The following is a 17,220-nucleotide window of genomic DNA, read 5'->3' on the forward strand; positions in this document are numbered from 1 at the left end:
GGCCGCTGCGCGGCCTTGGCCGGGATGACACGGGGGGTGGAGGGGGAGTCTGGGTCCCGGACATTTGCTCTAGCAAATTCCGTGATGACGTGGGGAGGGGGCGCACGCGTGTTGGATAAGGTCCATGCTTATCCAATGTTGCAGGCCCTCACCTCCCATTGCTGCGCAATGGCCTGCTCCGGGCGTTTGCAGTGCAAACGCTGATCCTCCGCAGCCTCTCCCAGAGGGAGAGGGGTTTAGCGTTGCGCTCCCTTCACTTTGCTGCCTGCGGGAGAGGGTTTTCGCCGCGTTTTTGGGTCTTGACGGAGCGAACATAAAAAAGTACTTTGAAATACAAAGTTATTGAGGAGATAATGTCGTGACACGTTCGCCAAGCCTTGCTGAAGATCTGAGCTACATCCGTGACCTCGCCGAAGCCGGCCAGAACGCGCCGCTGCTGGGCGGGCGGTTCCTGGCGATGTGGGGCGGGCTCGTCACACTGGCCTATCTGGGGCACTTCCTGATCGCCACCGGGGCCGTCGTCCAGTTGGGCGGTTTGGCCTATCTCTATCTCTGGATCGTGTTTGGCGCTCTGGGCGGGATCGGCCAGTTCCTGCTCGTCTCCGGCGCGCGCGGCAAGCCGGGGCAGGCGTCCGCCAGCAACCGGGTGCAGGCTGTGCTGTGGACGACCTCCGGCATGTTTCTCTCCGTCTACTTCCTTGGTCTGATTGCCCGGATGCTGCTGACCGGGGAAGGCGTGGAAGGCTTCTACTGGTCCGTGCCGATGGTGCTCGGGCTCTATGGCATCGGCCAGTATGTGACAGGAGCGATTTCCGGACAAGGCGCCCTGAAGTTTGCCGGGATCGCGGCCTTTGCCGGTGTTCTTGCCGCCGTGTTCCTGACGGGTACGGAGTATATCTGGCTGGTGGGCGCGGCGTCTGCCTTCCTGGCAGTGTTTGTGCCGGGCCTCATGATGATGCGGGCCGAGCCCTCCGAGACGGTTTGAGAGAGGGAGGACGGCGCCATGAGCGAGGATAATCCCTTCGACCATAATGACATTGACGATGTGATCCATGGGCGGCTGCGCCTCGGCGTGATGGCGTATCTGTCCACGGCCAGCCCGGCTGTGTTCGGGGAGCTGCGCGATAAGGTGGGGGCGACCGATGGAAACCTCTCCACGCATCTGAAGAAGCTGGAAGAGGCAGGCTATGTGCTGCAGGAGAAGCGCTTTGTCGGCAAGAAGCCGCAGACGCGGGTGTTCCTGACAGACAAGGGCCGCGCCGCCTGGCTGATCTGGATCGGCCGGATGGAAGCCATCATGAAGGCAGCCGAATGAGAAAGCCCCCTCACCTGCAAGGTGAGGGGGCTTTGCCGTTCCGGGAAGACCCTCAATAGAAAAGGGCAGCGGCGAAGAAGGCGAAGAAGGCGCCGATGACATAGAGCGCGACGCTCAGCCCCCAGACGATCCAGCTGACCTTCCGGGCACGGGCGCAGGCGGCGGCCTGGGCCTTGTCTGCCGGGCAGGGGAGGCTGCGCGCATGCCATTGCCAGGCGCCGCTGGCGAGCAGCAGCGCGCCGGCGAAGGCGAACACCAGCGCCTTGTTCTTTCCGAGCCAGGTGATCTGGGGCACGGCCTCGATCAGGCCCGCCATGACGGCGCCGGCGCCGAGGCTGACCAGCAGCGCCGGCAGGGCGCAGCAGATCAGCGTGCCGGTCGAGGTGAACAGGGTCAGGAAGGCGGGCAAGGTGCTCTGCGGGCGGATTTCGTCTGTATCCGTCATTCGGCCACCTCCCGGTCAATGCCGGTGAGGGCGTAGCCGGAATTGCGGATCAGCTTTTCGATGGTGGCGTCATCCAGCGTCTGGCCGGGGTTCATGGAGATGTGAACCTCGCCCTTGCCGAGATCCACATGTATGCCTTTGACGGCGGCTTCCTTCTTGAAGACCTTCTGGAGGGCCTGGGCGCAGAAATCGCAGACGAGGCCGTTCACATGGGCGGTGACGAATTCGCCTTTGGCCTGGGCACTGGCTGCGGGGACTTCCGGGGCTGCGAGCGCTGGGGCGGCGGCCAGCGAAAGGGCAGCGGCGAGGGCGAGGATTTTCAGGGTTTTCATGAGCATATGTCCTTTAGAAACGATAGATCCAGTTGAGGAGAAAGCGATCTTCTTCGAGGGTGTAGCCTGCCTCCACGAGGAGGGGGCCTTCGAAGAAGCGCAGGAGGGGCGTGACCTGGACGGGATTGTCCGCCTCGGGATGGTTTTCCACCTGGAGCATGGCCCAGGTATGAAGTTTCCCGAATTCGGCCACATAGGGGGCAACGCCGATCCGCGCGGCATGGGAGACCGACTGGTCGAAACCATAGTCGCGGGCGCGCACGTCATAGGAGACGAAGAGGCGCCGGGTTTCCCAGTCGGCCGAAAGGCCGGCAAAGCCGGCCGCTTTCTGGCCGCCCTCGAACGCATCGGCTGCGCCGGCGCCGAGCTTGATATAGAGATTGCCCTGGCTTTGCGGCGCGTTCCAGCGCCTGGCCAGACGCGTGTATTGCAGGCCGGTGAAGGTGGCGTCCATTGACCAGTTCTGCTCGGCGAGCAGGCCGATGGAGTCGGTGGCCGTGGGCGAATAGTGGACGAGCAGGGAGGAATACATCCTGTTATTGTCCTGCATCGCCGTCCAGCCGCCTGCATAGGAGACGGGCCGGGCGCTGGCAGGCGCCGCGAGGGCTGTCAGCGCGAGCGCCGCAACCATGAATTTTGATGGCATGAGCCGTTTGTCCTGTCTGTTGATTGATCCGGTGGCGGATGATCGACAGGTCAGGCTTTCGGGGGCGGCGGCTCGGGGATCAGCGTGCGGGAGGGCGCGCGGGCGTCCAGCGGGAAGCTGGCGGGGAGGGAGAAGGCAAGGGCCGCTGCCTGCGGCAGGGCGGGGGCTGGCAGGGCGGCGAGTACGGCCGGGCAGCAGCAGATGCTGTCGGGGGAGGGTGCCTTGTCCGGCGCGCTTTCAGAAGAGGGCTGAGGCGCGGCATCAGCCATCATGTCGCAATGAGTGTGGGCGGGGGCTGCATCTGCTGCCTGGCTGGCGGCGGCGGGCTTCAGGCCATCCTGCATATGGCAGGGGCTCGCATGGGCGGCGAGGCCGCCGGCGATCATCAGCCAGAGGCTGAGGGCGAGAAGAAAACTGCGTGCCAGCATTGCAGGTGAAGGTGCCGTGGTCTGCCCGAAGCGTCAAATAAACTTATTGTGCGGTCCAGCCGCCATCGATGGAGAGGTCTGCGCCATTGATCTGGGCGGCGGCGGGCGAGCAGAGGAAGCTGGCAAAGGCGGCAACTTCCTCGGCGGTGACGAATTCCTTGGTCGGCTGGGCGGCGAGGAGCACATCATTCTTGACCTGCTCCTCGGTCATGCCGCGGGCCTTGGCCGTGTCGGCGATCTGGCCTTCGACCAGGGGGGTGAAGACATAGCCTGGGCAGATGGTGTTGCAGCGCACGCCGTGGGTGGCCCCTTCCAGGGCGGTGGTCTTGGTGAGGCCGGAAAGGCCATGCTTGGCGGCGACATAGGCCGATTTGAAGGGAGAGGCGACCTTGGCATGGGCCGAGCCCATATTGAGGATGCGGCCCCATTTCTTCGATTTCATGTAGGGCAGGGCAAGCCGGGTGGTGTGGAAGGCGGCCGACAGGTTCAGCGCGATGATCAGGTTCCACTTTTCCACCGGGAACTCGTCAATCGGGGCTACGAACTGTGTGCCGGCATTGTTCACGAGGATGTCGACCCCGCCGAAGGTGTCGGCTGCTTCCTGCATCATGGCCTCGATGGCTTCGGGCTTTGTCAGGTCTGCGCCAGAGAAGGCGGCTTTTACTTTATGATCCTTTTCGATGCCGGCGCGAAGTGTCTCGATCTCCTTTGCGTCACCGAAACCGTTGAGCACGATGTTGGCTCCGTCGGCTGCAAGCTGCAGCGCGATGGCCTTGCCGATGCCGCTGGTCGAGCCTGTAATGAGGGCAGTTTTTCCGGCGAGCATGTTCCTCTCTCCTTGAGGCTGGGGGGCGCACTCGATAGGGTCGAACCGGTGGTTCCAGAAGCCGGGCGTAGACCCGCATGCGAGGATAAACAAGGGTGATACTGGGAGAATTGAGCGCTTTTGATGCAGCCTTTCCGCGCTTCCTGATGTCAACGGGCATGGCGGGGGCCATGCTGCTGATTGCGTCGACTGTCTATGTTCTGCTCACGCCCTGGAAGGAACTGGCCCTCGTCAAGGATGGCAATGCTTCGGCCGGTGTGGCGCTGGGCGGGGCCATCGGGGGCCTGGCCATCCCGATTGCCTCGACGCTGGCGTCTTCGGTGTCACTTCCCGAACTTGTGCTCTGGGGGGCCATTGCACTGCTCATGCAACTCATTACCTACCGTATCGTGGACCTGATCCTGCGAGGCATTCCGCGCCGCATTTCGAATGATGAAATGGGCGCGGCGGTGGTGCTCGCTGCTGCAAAGCTCGGCACCGGGCTGATCTTTGCGGCAGGGCTGTGGGATCCAGTGTTGCAGAGGATATGAAAGCATGCGCGCGTTTGACTGGGTGATTTATGCCGCCGCGCTCGGCTTCATTCTCCTGGTCGTGTTCTCGCTGGTGCCGGAGGCCGAGGCGCCAGAACCGCCGCCGCCTTCGGTTATTGCCGAGGAAATCGGCCCGCTGCTGCCGGATCCCTCGCCGCTGGACGAGCTGGTCGTGGTGCAGACCGGGCCGCCGCAGAATGGCGTGGGCACGGCCTTCGCGATCAATTCGCGCGGAGACTGGCTGACGGCCCGGCATGTGGTGGATGGCTGCTCGAAGGTGAGCCTGGAAGTGGCGCCGGGCAATTATGTGCCGGTGGCGCGGGTTTCCCTTGATGACGGGCATGATCTGGCCCTCCTCTCGACCGGGCGCAGCCCCAATCCGGTAATGCTGGATCTCACCTCGCCGATGTTCCTTGGCAGCGAGGGCTATCTGGTGGGCTTCCCCCAGGGCCAGCCCGGCGAACTTGCCAGCAAGCTGGTGGGCCGCTCGCGGCTGGTGACGCGCGGCCTGCGCGAGGCGGACATGCCGATCCTGGCCTGGGCGGAGGTCGGCCGCACGAATGGGCTGACGGGCACGCTGGGCGGTATTTCCGGCGGGCCGGTCTTCGGCAAAGACGGGGCGGTGCGCGGGGTGATCGTGGCCGAAAGCCCGCGCCGGGGCCGCGTCTACACAACGGCGCCGCAATCGGTGGATGCCTTCCTCACCACTATGGGCGTGCCGCGCGAGGCGGGCCCGTCTGACACCTTCCGCATCCGCAATTATGGCGCCGCCTCCGACACGGCCCGGCGGCGCTTGCAGGTGGTGAAGGTTATGTGCGAGGTGACCGCATGACTGATTTTGCGACCCGGCTCCTCGAAGGCACCCGGAAATTCGGCCCGCTCTGCGTGGGGATTGATCCCCATCCGGGCATGATTCCGGAGCTTTTCGGCGGCGATACGCCCGAAGGTGTCTGGAAATGGTCGCAGGCGATCATCGAGGCGGCTGCCGGCAAGGTGGCGGTAGTGAAACCGCAGGTGAGCCTGTTCGAGCGGCATGGGCCGGAAGGCATGGCGGCGTTGCAGGCGGCAGCAAAGTCTGCGCGTGCGGCCGGGCTGATCGTGCTGATGGACGCCAAGCGCGGCGATATTGGCAGCACCGCAGAGGGCTATGCGCAGGCCTATCTGGCGCCGGGCGCGCCCTTCGAGGGCGATGCGCTGACCGTGAACCCGTATATGGGGCTCGATACGCTGGAGCCTTACGCGAAGCTCGCCAAGGCGCATGGCAAGGGCGTGATCGTACTGGTGCGCACCTCCAATCCCGGCGCGGGCGATTTCCAGTCGCGCATCATGGGCGGGGCGCCGCTTTATGTGCGCGTGGCAGAGGCGCTGGGCCCGCTGACGGAGCGGTTGATGAGCCCGTGTGGCTGGTCGAGCCTGATGATGGTGATCGGGGCGACGGCGCCGGAAGAGGCCCGCGCCGTGCGGGCGCTGGCGCCCAAGGCGCTGTTCCTGGTGCCCGGCTATGGCGCGCAGGGGGCCGGCGCGGCCGAGGCGTGTTCCGGCCTCGTGAACGGCGAGGGCGGGGTCGTCAGCGCGTCACGTTCCGTCACTTTTCCCAAGGCGGCGGCCAATGCGGGGGACAGGGCAAGCTGGCGGCAGGCCGTCGAGGACGCGATCCTCGACGCGCGCGACGAGCTGCGCCTGGCTGCGGTTGCCTGAGGAGGCAGACGCCGGCAGACACTCCCGCCGCGTCACATCTCGACTTTACCGGGCGAGCAGCTAGTCTCCTGCCGAACTGATCCTGCGCGCAAGGCGCCGCAGGACGTGGTCTGGGAGGATTATCGTGAGCAAAGTTGTGACGGCCCGCTGGGCCAGCCCCTTGATGGCAGCTGCCGGCGCGGCGCTTATTCTGGCCGCCTGCGGGCAGGGGCAGGTGCAGAAGGCCGAGCCCCGGGGCTTTGCGGCCGTCGATACCGCCCGCATCTCCACCGAGAGCGCCGGCAATGAGTGGCTGACCTATGGCGGCACCTATGACGAGCAGCGCCATTCAAAGTTGACCGCCATCAACAAGGAGAATGTCAGCCAGCTGGGCGTGGCCTGGACCTATGACCTGGCCACCAATCGCGGCGTGGAGTCGACCCCGATTGTCGTGGACGGAACAATGTATGTCACCTCGGCCTGGTCGGTGGTGTATGCGCTGGACGCCAAGACCGGGGCGGAGAAGTGGGTGTATGATCCGCAGGCGGATCGCGCGGTGGGCGTGAAGGCCTGCTGCGATGTCGTCAACCGGGGCGTGGCTGTCTATGACGGCAAGGTTTATGTTGGCGTGATCGATGGGCGGCTTGAAGCGCTGAACGCCGAGACCGGCGAAGTCATCTGGAGCAAGGTGACCGTTGATCAGGACAAGCCCTACACGATCACCGGCGCGCCGCGCGTCGTGAATGGCAAGGTGCTGATCGGCAATGGCGGGGCGGAGCTTGGCGTACGGGGCTATCTCTCCGCATACGACACAAGCTCGGGCGATCTCGTCTGGCGCTTCTATACCGTTCCCAACCCCACAAAGCAGCCCGATGGCGCCGCCTCGGATGATGCCTTCGTGCAGGTGGGCAACGTGACCTGGGGCGATGAAGGCGCCTGGACGACCGATGGTGGTGGCGGCACGGTCTGGGATTCGATCGTCTATGACGAGGTGAACAACCAGATCATTTTCGGCGTTGGCAATGGCTCGCCCTGGAACCGGACCTTCCGGGATCCGTCGGCCGGAGATAACCTTTTCCTTTCTTCGATCGTTGCCGTGGACGTGGATACCGGTGCCTATAAATGGCACTTCCAGACCACGCCGGGCGACAACTGGGATTATACCGCGACGCAGACGATCATTCTGGCGGACCTGCCGCTGGGCGAGGATGGCGCGCCGCGCCGCGTGGCCCTCCAGGCGCCGAAGAACGGCTTCTTCTATGTGATCGATGCGGCGACCGGCGAATACATCTCGGGCGACGCCTATGTGCCGATGAACTGGGCGACGGGCCTGGATGAAAATGGCCGGCCGATCGAAGTGCCTGAAGCGCGCTATGCCAAACAGCCCTATGAGCAGACGCCCGGCCCGCTGGGCGGCCATAACTGGCACCCGATGGCGTTCAACCCGGATGAGGGCCTTGCCTATATTCCGGCCCAGGAAATTCCGCAGGCCTATGCAGAAGACCCGCGGTTTGCCGCGCGGCCTGTCAGCTGGAATACCGGGATCGACTTTTCGGCGGGCGTGCCGCCGATTGCGCCCCCGGAAGTGGCGAAATTCCTGCGGGCGAGCCTGAAAGGCCGCCTGATTGCCTGGGACCCGGTGGCGCGTGCCCCGCGCTGGAGCGTGGAGCATGGCAATGCCTGGAATGGCGGCGTGCTGTCGACGGCCGGCGGGCTCGTCTTCCAGGGCAAGCTGAACGGCGAGTTTGTCGCCTATGACGCGGCCACGGGCGACAAGCTGTGGAGCCATAACCTCAAATCCGGCGGCGCCTCCGGCCCCGGCACCTTCATGATCGATGGTGAGCAGTATGTGACGATCACCACCGGCTGGGGCTCTGCCTTCGCGCTGGCAGCCGGCTTTGCCTATGACGAGAAAGTGCCTTCGACGGTCGGCAAGGTGGTGACCTTCAAGCTGGGCGGTACGGGCGAGATTGCCGATTCCGGCCTGGCGCCGGTTGATGCCACCCCCAAAGGCGAAGCCTTCGGCTCGATGGCGGTGATTTCGGAAGGTACGGTGCATTATGCGCGCAATTGCGCGGTGTGCCACGGCCCGCTGGCGGTCTCCTCCGGCGTGCTGCCTGACCTGCGCTGGTCGGCCATCACGGCCAATACGGACGCCTGGAAGGGCGTGGTGCTGGAAGGCAACCTGGCCGCCAACGGCATGGTCTCGTTTGCCGAATACATCACCCCGGACGAGGCAGAAGCGATCCGGGCCTATGTGCTGACACAGGCCCATGCAGCGGCGGCGCCCGCAGAACAGCCTGCTCCCTGATGGAGCAGGAGGGCGGGCCCGAGAGTGCTCCGCCAGCGGAGCAGAGCCTTCGAAACAGGGCTGGCCCCCTCTTTGACCCGCGCAACTGGCCCTTTGACCGGCTGGTTGCGCTGGTCGCGTCTATCGGCGCGTTGGCGGCTATGGGGGCTTCCGTCCGCTCCTGCCAGATGAGCGAGCAGCAGGCCCAGATTGCCCAGCGGAGTTTTGTGCGCGGGCAGCAGGTGATGCTGGCGGCGTCGTTTGAGCCGGGGCAGATCCGGCTGAAGGCCGTGGAGGCAAACCATCTGCTGCAGGCGGGGCAGGTGTCGCTGCCGACCGCTGTGTCTCTTACAGAATACGCCATCGGGCCGGGCGGGGCGATTTCGTATGAATACGGTCTGACGTTCGACATCAGCCAGTATCTGCTGAAGCAGGTGGAGCTGAAAGATGGGCTGGTGGCGTCCGGCGAGGTCAGCCTGCCCGTCATGATCTTTTCCTACTACACCGTATCCGGGGAGCCTCGGGACGATCTTTCGGTCTACTGGCTGACCTTCCAGTTCCGGGCGAGCGCCGAGCGCGGTGTTTTCGAACTTGTCCCGTCCGGGATGATCTTTGCCACCCGTTTTGCAGAGAATATCGCCGTGGAAGGCGAGGAGGTGTTCGGCTTCTACCGGCAGCACCTAGATACGATTTTCGGGAATGACGGGCTGGAGCTGAAAGTCCGCTATCTTGGAGCGCCGATGGTCCAGCCTGCGCCAGAATGATCCGGCGGGCAGAGCCGCCCGCAATCTAACGGAAAAGGAAGATGGCGCGCCGGTCTCAGGCGGACTAGACTGTCATGATGCACATTATCTTTGGTGTCCTTGCTATTCTGACCGCGATTGCCGTGTGGACCTGGCGTCTGCGGATGGCCCGGCGCGGCCTGGATGAGCTGGGAGAAGTGGCAAAGACCGTTGCCAATGCGCCCCGCCGCCTGGCGTTCAAATGGCGGGCCGGCAAGGGCGGCGTTGAACTGATCGAAGATCCGCGGGAAGCCGCCGCGATCATGATGATGATGATGGCGCTGGCGCGCGGCGCGCCGCTGACCGGGCGGCAGGCCGACATGATCGAAGCCGAAATCCGCACGCATTTCAGCTTTTCCATGCAGGAAGCAGAAGAATTGGCCGCCCATGCCGCCTGGGTGGCTGGCAGCCAGCTGCCGGGCGAAGACCAGATGCGCCGCCTCAGCAGGCTGGTGGTGAATGCGCCCCAGCTTGGCCCCAAGGAAGTGGTGGACCTCGACGCGATGCTGGTGACGGTCTCGGAGGCGGAAGGGCTGCCGACGCGGGCGCAGCTGTCATTGTTGCAGATCTACCGGGATATGGCCGGTCTCAAGACATAACTGCGCAACACATTCCTGCAATGCATCAGGGTGTTGCATCGTTCCAGAAGAGACGGTTACCACCCAATCATGCAGAATTGTCCGCCAAAAGCCTTCCTGACAAAGGACCGCAAAGAGCGATGGACGAACTTCTCCGTGCTGCGGCACGGCGCTTTTGACGGCTTTTTCGTCAGCTCAAAGAATTCCGGTACGCACTGGATGCTCTACATGTTTTCGGTGGCGCTGGCCGATACTTATGGCATTCCCCGGCCGGTCTATTTCTCGGAAAATGCCACACGGCCCTATGTCGGCTTCGCAACGGATGCGCCGGTGTATGCGCAGCTGCCCCGGTTGGGTAAAAGCCATTCCATTCCGCATCAGCTGGCCGACTGGGCCTGGGCGCGCAAGGCCATGAAGCTGCCGCCCTATGTGCTGTGCGTGCGCCATCCGATGGGGATTCTGGCTTCCCACTATGCCAAATGGCAGGACGACATTCAGGTGAGCTGGCTGGACTATCTGCGCGGCGATCCGGCCGGCAAACAGTTCCGGTGCGACCTTTACTGGATCGCCCGGTTCTGGAACCGGTGGGGCGACATTCACGCCGCCTATCCGGGGAAGGTGAGGGTGCTGCAGTATGAGGCCACCCGCATCAATCCGCGCGCCGCGCTGGAAGCCATGGCGCAGCATTGGGGCGTGGCGCTGACGCCCGAAGCCATTCAGGCCGCGCTTCAGGCGGGCACGAAAGAGGCCATGGCCAAGCGCATCGACCCCGAGGCGGAGCCGAATGTGTTGCAGAACCGCCGGGAGACGCTGGACGAGCTGTTCACCGGCGAGGCGATGGAGATTTATGCCGAACGGGTCAGAGACCTCGTCCGGCATGACCTTGGCTATGATCTTTTCAGCCCGCCGGTTTCAGAAGTCCGGCCGAGCGCCCTTCGGGCCCATACTTGATCCACCAGGGCTCGGCAGCCGCCTCCGCTTCCAGACGCCTGAAGTCCGGATCTTCCAGCACGGCGGCAGCATAGTCGGCCGCAGCGCCGGTGAGCGGCAGGCCGAAAGTGCGGAAGCGGGTGACGACGGGCATATAGAAGGCGTCTGCGGCCGACCAGGCGCCGAACAGGAAGGGGCCAGGCTCCTGCGTATTGCCGCCATAGGTTTCGCGCAGGGTTGACCACATCGCCTGAAGACGGGCGATGTCTGCTTCGAGGGCGGGGGTCATCTCCGGCGCAGGCGTGCGGCCGCGAATGTCCATCGAGCAGGCGCTCCGAATGGCGGCAAAGCCGGCATGCATTTCAGAGGAGACGGCGCGGGCGATGGCGCGGCGGGCAGTGTCCTTGGGCCAGATGACACCGGGGCCAGCCAGTTCGGCGACAAATTCGGTGATCGCCAGGCTTTCCCAGATCATCAGGTCATCCCAGATCAGTAGCGGCACCTTGGCCGTCGGGCTGATCTCCTTCAGCCGGGCAGTGGTCTCGGGGAAATCCAGCGGCAGGATCTCTTCTTCAATGCCGAGCCCCGCCTTGCGCACGGCCAGGAGCGGGCGGATCGACCAGCTGGAATAGTTGAGATTGCCGGAGATGAACTTTCTCATGCGGGCTTTCCTTCGCCGATGGCCCAGCGGGTTTCGTTGATCCGGACCACTCCGAACACGCCGGCTTTCGTGTAGGGGTCTTCCGCATGCAGGGCGCGTACCGCCTCCAGGCTGTGGGCGGTGATCAGGAAGACCGAACCGATCATCTTTCCGTCATTGCTGAGCAGCGGCCCGGCCATGCGGCACGCCTCTCCGAGGCTGGCGGCCCATTCCAGATGCGCGGGACGGGCTGCGGCGCGGCGTTCGGCCCCGTCAGTTTCATTGTCGAGGCAGTGCAGACAGAAAAGCGGCATCGTGGGCATCTCCCTTTTGACCTGCCGCCGCTATGGCACAGGCATTGGGCGGATGTCATCGCTGTTATCGGGCGGGGGTGGAGCGAAGTGGGGGTGAGACCAAATGTCAGCCAAATGACACGCAATGTACGCTGAACAATATATTGAACGTTCAGCAATTTGCTGTAGAGTTGGCCAATGACTCAGATGGACGACACCCGGAAGCAGATTCTCCACGCCGCCGTGGAGCGCATCCTTCATTATGGCTACTCGAAGACAACGATGGCGGAGATTGCCAAGGACTGCAACATGTCCGCCGGCAATATCTACCGGTTCTTCGCTTCCAAGCTCGACATTGCCGAGGCCATGGCCCGCAAGTTCAATGAGGAAGCCTATGAAACCTTTGCCAGGATTGCGGACAAGAAAGTGTCTGCGGCCGACCGGATGCGCGAAATCTTCCATTACGAACTGACGCGGACCTATTCGGCCATCGCGGATGAGGCGAAGATCCTGGAAGTGGCTGAAGTGCTCGCCGATGAGCGGCCGCTCTACATGAATGAGAAGCTCGCCAAGGAGCGGACCTATCTGGTTCAGATCATGAGGGACGGCATGGAGGCGGGCGAGTTCCGCCAGATCGCCAATCCTGAAGAGGTGGCCGAGATGTGGCAGTCGGCGCTGATGAAGTTCCGCTTTCCGCAGCTGTTCTCGAAGCTGACCCTGCCCAAGCTGCAGCGTGAGATCGATGGGGTGATGGACCTGCTGCTGGCAGGCATGTCGCCTGGCGCGACGCAGCCGGCTGTCTGGGAAGGGCTGCCGGAGGCGGTCGATCCGCACTGCGTGCCCGGCGTGGAAGTCGTCATGAAAAAGCACCTGAACGCTGACGATTGAACAAAATCCAATTTGTTCATTGATTATCCCTCAATGGGGTGCTATATGATGTGCATGGGCGGCGATGGTCGCTGCCCGGCACCGTCAGAAAGCTACTCCCATGTCCTCCCAGGAAAATCGTCAGGCCGTTCTGTCTTTCCTTGCGGCCATTCCTGCCACCGCCCTTGTCATGTGGGCGACCGTGCAGCTCGCTTATTTCGTCGGCTAAGGCCGGCACGCAGACACGTATCGCTGCGGGCGTTTCCCCTGCCACCTGCAGCTTGATGCCGGGATATTCCGGGCTTCCTCCCACCCGGATACCGGCCAGACGGGCGCCTCCTGCAGGCGCCCGTACTCATTTGAGGAAGGGGCGTGTGTTCAGGCCTTGGCGCCGCGCCGGCCCGCGCCGAAGACCGGGTCTGCCTTGGCCGAGGCTTCGTCCAGCGGCCAGCGCGGACGCGCGCCCGAGGCGAGGCCCTCTTGCGTGGACTGGCCGGCGGCCAGATGCTCGGCGCCAGCCAGCGCGATCATCGCGGCGTTATCGGTGCAATGGCGCAGGGGCGGGGCGATGAGGCGCGCGCCGCTGGCTTCGGCGGCCGCCTCAAGCGCGGCGCGGATGGCCTTGTTGGAAGCGACGCCCCCGGCCACGACGAAACGCTTTTCATCCGTGCCCGCATCAAACCCTGCCAACGCGCGGCGGGCCCTTTCAGACAGCACATCGCAGATTGCGGCCTGGAAGCTGGCGCAGATGTCTGCCTTCTCGCGATCGCTGCGGGCGCTTTCGGCGGCGCGGGCGACGGCAGTTTTGAGGCCCGCAAAGCTCATCTCAAGCCCGGGGCGATTGAGCAGCGGGCGGGGGAATTGATGCGCCTTCGGATCACCTGAGGCGGCCAGCCGTTCAACTGCCGGGCCGCCGGGAAAGCCGAGGCCGAGGAGCTTTGCCACCTTGTCGAAGGCTTCGCCCACGGCGTCGTCGATGGTGGAGCCGAGGCGGCGATAATTCCCCAGGCCGCGCACTTCCAGAAACTGGCAATGTCCGCCGGAGACGAGCAGCAGAAGGTAAGGGAACGGGCAGTCCGTACCCAGACGGGGGGAAAGGGCGTGGCCCTCCAGATGGTTGACCGGGATGAAGGGCTTTCCCGCGGCCTGGGCAATCGCCTTGCCGGTCATCAGCCCGACGAGCACGCCGCCGATGAGGCCGGGGCCCGCCGTGGCGGCGACCCCGTCAAGATCGCCGTAGGTGAGGCCCGCCGCATGCATGGCGGCGGCGACGGTGAGGTCAGCCAGCTCAGCATGGGCGCGGGCGGCAATCTCCGGCACGACGCCCAGATAGGGCGCGTGTTCGGCAAGCTGCGTGCGGATCACATCCGACAGAAGCGTCGCGCGGCCATCCTCATAGCGCAGCACGGCGGCGGCCGTCTCGTCGCAGCTGGTCTCTATGCCGAGGATCGTCAGGGGCTGGGTCATCGCCCGCATATAGCGGGGCAGGGGGCCGGATAGAAGCGGTTAAGTGGGCACGGCCTCAGCGGGCGGGCCGGTGAACTCGGCATCGATCCAGAATTTCACCGTATCGCCGACGCCCATGGTGGAACCCTCTGGCGGCAGGCCATAGGTCATGCCGAAGGCCGAGCGGCTGAGGCTGCCGGCAGCGTGGAAGCCGGCGCGGGCGTTGGGGTCATAGGGCGGATATCCCGGATAGGCGCCGTTGAAGCGGGCCTGGAAGCTGACCGGGACCGTGGCGCCGAGGAAGGTGAGATTGCCGGTCACTTCGGCGTCTGCGGGGCCGGTCTGGCGGATCTGCGTGGAGGTGAAGGTGATTTCGGGGAAGGCGGAAGTGTTCAGCCAGTCCGGGCCGAGCAGGGTTTCGAGGAAGCCGTCGGGCGGTGTGGGGATGGTCAGCGAGGTGGGGTCCACCGTGGCGGTGAGCGTGGCGGCCTCGGGCGCGGCGGGGTCGATCGTCAGGGTCGCGTCAAAGCGCGTGAACTGGCCGACATAGTTGGAAAAGCCGAGATGGTCGGCAGCGAAGACGAGGCTCGCATGATGCTTGTCCAGCCGGTAGACGCCGGCGCCTGCGCCATTGGCGAGGCTGGGGTCGGGAATGACCGGGGCAAGGGCGGCATCGGCGGGGCTGGCTTCCGGCGGCGGGGCCACCAGCGCGCTGGCGCAGGCGCCAAAGGTGAGGGCTGACAGCAGGAGCGCGGAAAGCGGGCGGGGGCGCATGGGAATCGTCCTTTCGCAGTCTGGCCGGCTTTTGTGCCCCTTTCCGGGCGCGGCGGCTAGCCGGGAAATTGAATTTTGCGGGCTGGCAGACGCGGTGAGATCGGTGAAATTTCAAAGGAAGAAACAACCCCGCTTCAGGCCTTTGCAGGCAGGTTCCCCAGCTCAGACTGCGGGAGGACGCCAGAATGGCGCGGAAAAACACTGCGCTGGAGTTCCGGCGGCCGAAGCGAAAGTTTGTGGCCGTAAGGCGCCGTCAGAGCAAGTTCCGGCCCGGAGGGCTGTCCTCCAGGGCATATGGTCCCCACTCTGTGCCGCCGATGCTGCGCTACTGGATGGCCATCACGATGCTTGTGCCGTTGCTGGCGTGGCTGGGCGTGACGATTTTCCGGTAGGGATTGTAAGAAGCCCGGCGCGTGCGAGGTGGCGCTGGTATCTGATGCCGTTCGTGCCCGGAATGATCGTGTTCCTGTCAGCGGTGAGCTTTGCGCCGGACAATCCGGCGCCGCTGGAAGAGGCCTGATTCAAGCCGCCTCTCCCTAGAGGGAGAAGCGGCTTTACGGATCAATCCCCATCCATCCGCAGCGCGGCCACGAAGGCTTCCTGCGGGATTTCGACCTTGCCGAACTGGCGCATGCGGGCTTTGCCGGCCTTCTGCTTGTCGAGGAGTTTGCGTTTGCGCGTGGCGTCGCCGCCATAGCATTTGGCGGTGACGTCTTTCCTCATGGCACTGATGGTTTCGCGCGCCACGACCCGCCCGCCGATGGCGGCCTGGATCGGGATCTTGAACATCTGGCGCGGGATCAGCTCCTTGAGGCGTTCGCACATCTGGCGGCCCCGGCTTTCGGCGCGGTCGCGGTGGACGAGCATGGCGAGCGCATCGACGGGTTCTTCGTTGACGAGGATCTGCAGCTTGACCAGGTTTTCGGCGCGGTGGCCGATGAGGGTATAGTCAAAGCTTGCATAGCCGCGCGAGATGGATTTCAGGCGGTCGTAAAAGTCGAACACCACCTCGTTGAGGGGCAGTTCGTATTTCACGCAGGCCCGTCCGCCTACGTAGGAGAGTTCCGTCTGGATGCCGCGGCGGTCCTGGCAGAGTTTCAGGATCGAGCCGAGATATTCGTCCGGTGTATAGATGGTGGCGGAAATCCACGGCTCGCGGATTTCGGCGATGCGCACCACGTCCGGCATGTCGGCGGGGTTGTGCAGTTCGATCTCGGTTCCGTCCGTCATCGTCATTTCATAGACGACGCTCGGCGCGGTCGCGATCAGGTCGAGGTCGAACTCGCGGGAGAGGCGTTCCTGGATGATCTCAAGGTGGAGGAGGCCGAGGAAGCCGCAGCGGAAGCCCATGCCGAGCGCGGCGGAGGTTTCCATCTCCCAGGTGAAGGACGCATCATTGAGGCGCAGCTTGCCCATCGCGGCGCGCAGATCGTCAAAGTCGCCGGCATCCATCGGGAAGAGGCCGCAGAAGACGACCGGCTGCACGTCCTTATAGCCGGGCAGGGCCTTGTCTGTCGGGCGTTTGTCTTCGGTGATCGTGTCACCGATCGAGCAGTCGCCGACTTCCTTGATCGAGGCGACGAAATAGCCGACCTCGCCGGGGCCGAGGGCCTCGACTTCGGTGAGCTTGGGATTGAAGGTGCCGACCTTGTCGATCTCGTAGACGCCGCCGGTGCGCATCATCCGGATCGCCTGCTTCTTCTTCAGCACGCCGTCATGCACGCGGACGATGACGACCACGCCGAGATAGGGGTCGTAATAGGCGTCAACCAGGGCAGCTTTCAGCGGCGCAGCCTGGTCGCCGGATTTCGGCGGGGGCAGGCGGGTGACGATGGCTTCGAGGACGTCGGGAATGCCAAGGCCGGTCTTGGCCGAGATTTGCACCGCGTCAGAGGCATCAAGCCCGATGATCTCCTCGATCTGTTCCTTCACCCGGTCCACATCGGCGGCGGGCAGGTCGATCTTGTTGAGAACGGGCACGATTTCGTGGTTCTGATCGATGGCCTGGTAGACGTTGGCGAGCGTCTGGGCCTCGACGCCCTGCGAGGCATCGACCACCAGCAGCGAGCCTTCGCAGGCGGCCAGGCAGCGGGAGACTTCATAGGCAAAGTCGACGTGTCCGGGCGTGTCCATCAGGTTGAGGGTATAGGTCTCGCCATCCTGCGCGGTGTAGGCGAGGCGCACGGTCTGCGCCTTGATGGTGATGCCGCGCTCTTTCTCGATATCCATCGAGTCGAGCACCTGTTCGCTCATTTCCCGGTCGGTCAGCCCGCCGCAGGCTTGAATCAGGCGGTCGGCAAGGGTCGACTTCCCATGGTCGATATGGGCGATGATGGAAAAGTTACGGATTTTGTCGCGTGGGGTCATGGGCGGCATATAGCGTTCCATTCGCGCGCCTGAAAGCGGTTTCAGGCGGCTCGG

General features: G+C 64.2%; 21 protein-coding genes. 11 read left to right on the forward strand and 10 right to left on the reverse strand.

All coding sequences use genetic code 11. The annotated features are described in order from the left end of the window. Positions 1-358: 358 nt before the first annotated feature. Together C0456_RS09895 and C0456_RS09900 are read left to right on the forward strand one after the other, a co-directional pair. A complete protein-coding gene (locus C0456_RS09895; RefSeq protein WP_291051165.1) occupies positions 359-985 on the forward strand; it encodes a hypothetical protein in 627 nt (208 codons plus the stop codon). An 18-nt stretch (positions 986-1,003) separates the two neighbouring features. Beyond that, a complete protein-coding gene (locus C0456_RS09900; protein ID WP_291051167.1) occupies positions 1,004-1,315 on the forward strand; it encodes a transcriptional regulator in 312 nt (103 codons plus the stop codon). Positions 1,316-1,367: 52 nt separating this feature from the next. Here C0456_RS09900 and C0456_RS09905 read toward each other — a convergent pair whose 3' ends face one another. The 5 genes from C0456_RS09905 to C0456_RS09925 are packed head-to-tail and all read right to left on the reverse strand — an operon-like array spanning position 1,368 to position 3,992. Next, on the reverse strand, positions 1,368-1,760 hold the full coding sequence (locus C0456_RS09905; protein WP_291051169.1) for a hypothetical protein: 393 nt from the start codon (positions 1,758-1,760) through the stop codon (positions 1,368-1,370). Next, entirely contained in the window at positions 1,757-2,092 is a 336-nt protein-coding gene (locus C0456_RS09910; RefSeq protein ID WP_291051172.1) for a heavy metal-associated domain-containing protein, read from the reverse strand. Before C0456_RS09910 ends, C0456_RS09905 begins: the two co-directional genes overlap by 4 nt. Positions 2,093-2,105: 13 nt before the next feature. Beyond that, complete coding sequence (locus tag C0456_RS09915) at positions 2,106-2,738, reverse strand: hypothetical protein (RefSeq protein ID WP_291051175.1); 633 nt, start codon at positions 2,736-2,738, stop codon at positions 2,106-2,108. A 50-nt stretch (positions 2,739-2,788) separates the two neighbouring features. Next, positions 2,789-3,166 carry a hypothetical protein gene (locus C0456_RS09920; RefSeq protein WP_291051177.1) on the reverse strand — a complete coding sequence of 126 codons (378 nt, stop codon included), beginning with the start codon at positions 3,164-3,166 and terminating at the stop codon, positions 2,789-2,791. Between the two features lie 43 nt (positions 3,167-3,209). Beyond that, positions 3,210-3,992, reverse strand: a complete 783-nt coding sequence (locus C0456_RS09925; RefSeq protein ID WP_291051180.1) for a 3-hydroxybutyrate dehydrogenase — start codon at positions 3,990-3,992, stop codon at positions 3,210-3,212. Between the two features lie 110 nt (positions 3,993-4,102). On the opposite strand from C0456_RS09925, the gene C0456_RS09930 reads away from it, so the two are divergent. The 7 genes from C0456_RS09930 (at position 4,103) to C0456_RS09960 (ending at position 10,800) form a co-directional block, all read left to right on the forward strand. Beyond that, positions 4,103-4,522, forward strand: coding sequence for a DUF350 domain-containing protein (locus C0456_RS09930; protein WP_291051183.1), 420 nt, complete (start codon positions 4,103-4,105; stop codon positions 4,520-4,522). A 4-nt stretch (positions 4,523-4,526) separates the two neighbouring features. Next, positions 4,527-5,354, forward strand: a complete 828-nt coding sequence (locus tag C0456_RS09935) for a serine protease (RefSeq protein WP_291051186.1) — start codon at positions 4,527-4,529, stop codon at positions 5,352-5,354. Then, positions 5,351-6,220, forward strand: coding sequence for an orotidine-5'-phosphate decarboxylase (gene pyrF, locus C0456_RS09940; RefSeq protein WP_291051188.1), 870 nt, complete (start codon positions 5,351-5,353; stop codon positions 6,218-6,220). The genes C0456_RS09935 and pyrF overlap by 4 nt, the downstream gene beginning before the upstream one ends. Positions 6,221-6,344: 124 nt before the next feature. Then, positions 6,345-8,510, forward strand: coding sequence for a PQQ-dependent dehydrogenase, methanol/ethanol family (locus C0456_RS09945; protein WP_291051191.1), 2,166 nt, complete (start codon positions 6,345-6,347; stop codon positions 8,508-8,510). Continuing rightward, positions 8,510-9,253 (forward strand): hypothetical protein, encoded by a 744-nt coding sequence (locus C0456_RS09950; protein ID WP_291051194.1) that lies wholly within the window; start codon positions 8,510-8,512, stop codon positions 9,251-9,253. Before C0456_RS09945 ends, C0456_RS09950 begins: the two co-directional genes overlap by 1 nt. A 74-nt stretch (positions 9,254-9,327) precedes the next feature. After that, positions 9,328-9,870: a hypothetical protein gene (locus tag C0456_RS09955; RefSeq protein WP_291051197.1), complete on the forward strand. Its 543-nt coding sequence runs from the start codon at positions 9,328-9,330 to the stop codon at positions 9,868-9,870. Positions 9,871-10,005: 135 nt separating this feature from the next. Beyond that, on the forward strand, positions 10,006-10,800 hold the full coding sequence (locus C0456_RS09960; RefSeq protein WP_291051199.1) for a sulfotransferase domain-containing protein: 795 nt from the start codon (positions 10,006-10,008) through the stop codon (positions 10,798-10,800). On the opposite strand, the gene C0456_RS09965 is transcribed toward C0456_RS09960, so the two are convergent. Further along, positions 10,748-11,440 carry a glutathione S-transferase gene (locus C0456_RS09965; RefSeq protein WP_291051202.1) on the reverse strand — a complete coding sequence of 231 codons (693 nt, stop codon included), beginning with the start codon at positions 11,438-11,440 and terminating at the stop codon, positions 10,748-10,750. The two genes, C0456_RS09960 and C0456_RS09965, sit on opposite strands and share 53 nt — an antisense overlap. Then, a complete protein-coding gene (locus C0456_RS09970) occupies positions 11,437-11,733 on the reverse strand; it encodes a YciI family protein (RefSeq protein WP_291051204.1) in 297 nt (98 codons plus the stop codon). Before C0456_RS09970 ends, C0456_RS09965 begins: the two co-directional genes overlap by 4 nt. Before the next feature lie 177 nt (positions 11,734-11,910). On the opposite strand from C0456_RS09970, the gene C0456_RS09975 reads away from it, so the two are divergent. Continuing rightward, a complete protein-coding gene (locus C0456_RS09975) occupies positions 11,911-12,600 on the forward strand; it encodes a TetR/AcrR family transcriptional regulator (RefSeq protein WP_291051207.1) in 690 nt (229 codons plus the stop codon). A gap of 357 nt (positions 12,601-12,957) precedes the next feature. Here C0456_RS09975 and tsaD read toward each other — a convergent pair whose 3' ends face one another. Next, complete coding sequence (tsaD, locus tag C0456_RS09980) at positions 12,958-14,046, reverse strand: tRNA (adenosine(37)-N6)-threonylcarbamoyltransferase complex transferase subunit TsaD (RefSeq protein ID WP_291051209.1); 1,089 nt, start codon at positions 14,044-14,046, stop codon at positions 12,958-12,960. Between the two features lie 39 nt (positions 14,047-14,085). Continuing rightward, the gene (locus tag C0456_RS09985; protein WP_291051211.1) at positions 14,086-14,799 is read right to left on the reverse strand and encodes a YceI family protein; all 714 of its coding nucleotides are present in this window, start codon (positions 14,797-14,799) and stop codon (positions 14,086-14,088) included. Between the two features lie 364 nt (positions 14,800-15,163). Between C0456_RS09985 and C0456_RS09990 the strand changes: the two genes are divergently transcribed. Next, the gene (locus tag C0456_RS09990; RefSeq protein ID WP_291051214.1) at positions 15,164-15,319 is read left to right on the forward strand and encodes a hypothetical protein; all 156 of its coding nucleotides are present in this window, start codon (positions 15,164-15,166) and stop codon (positions 15,317-15,319) included. 41 nt (positions 15,320-15,360) lie between these two features. On the opposite strand, the gene lepA is transcribed toward C0456_RS09990, so the two are convergent. Beyond that, a complete protein-coding gene (gene lepA / locus C0456_RS09995; RefSeq protein WP_291051216.1) occupies positions 15,361-17,166 on the reverse strand; it encodes a translation elongation factor 4 in 1,806 nt (601 codons plus the stop codon). Positions 17,167-17,220: the final 54 nt, after the last annotated feature.

Source organism: Hyphomonas sp. (assembly GCF_013823385.1).
Lineage (GTDB): Bacteria > Pseudomonadota > Alphaproteobacteria > Caulobacterales > Hyphomonadaceae > Hyphomonas.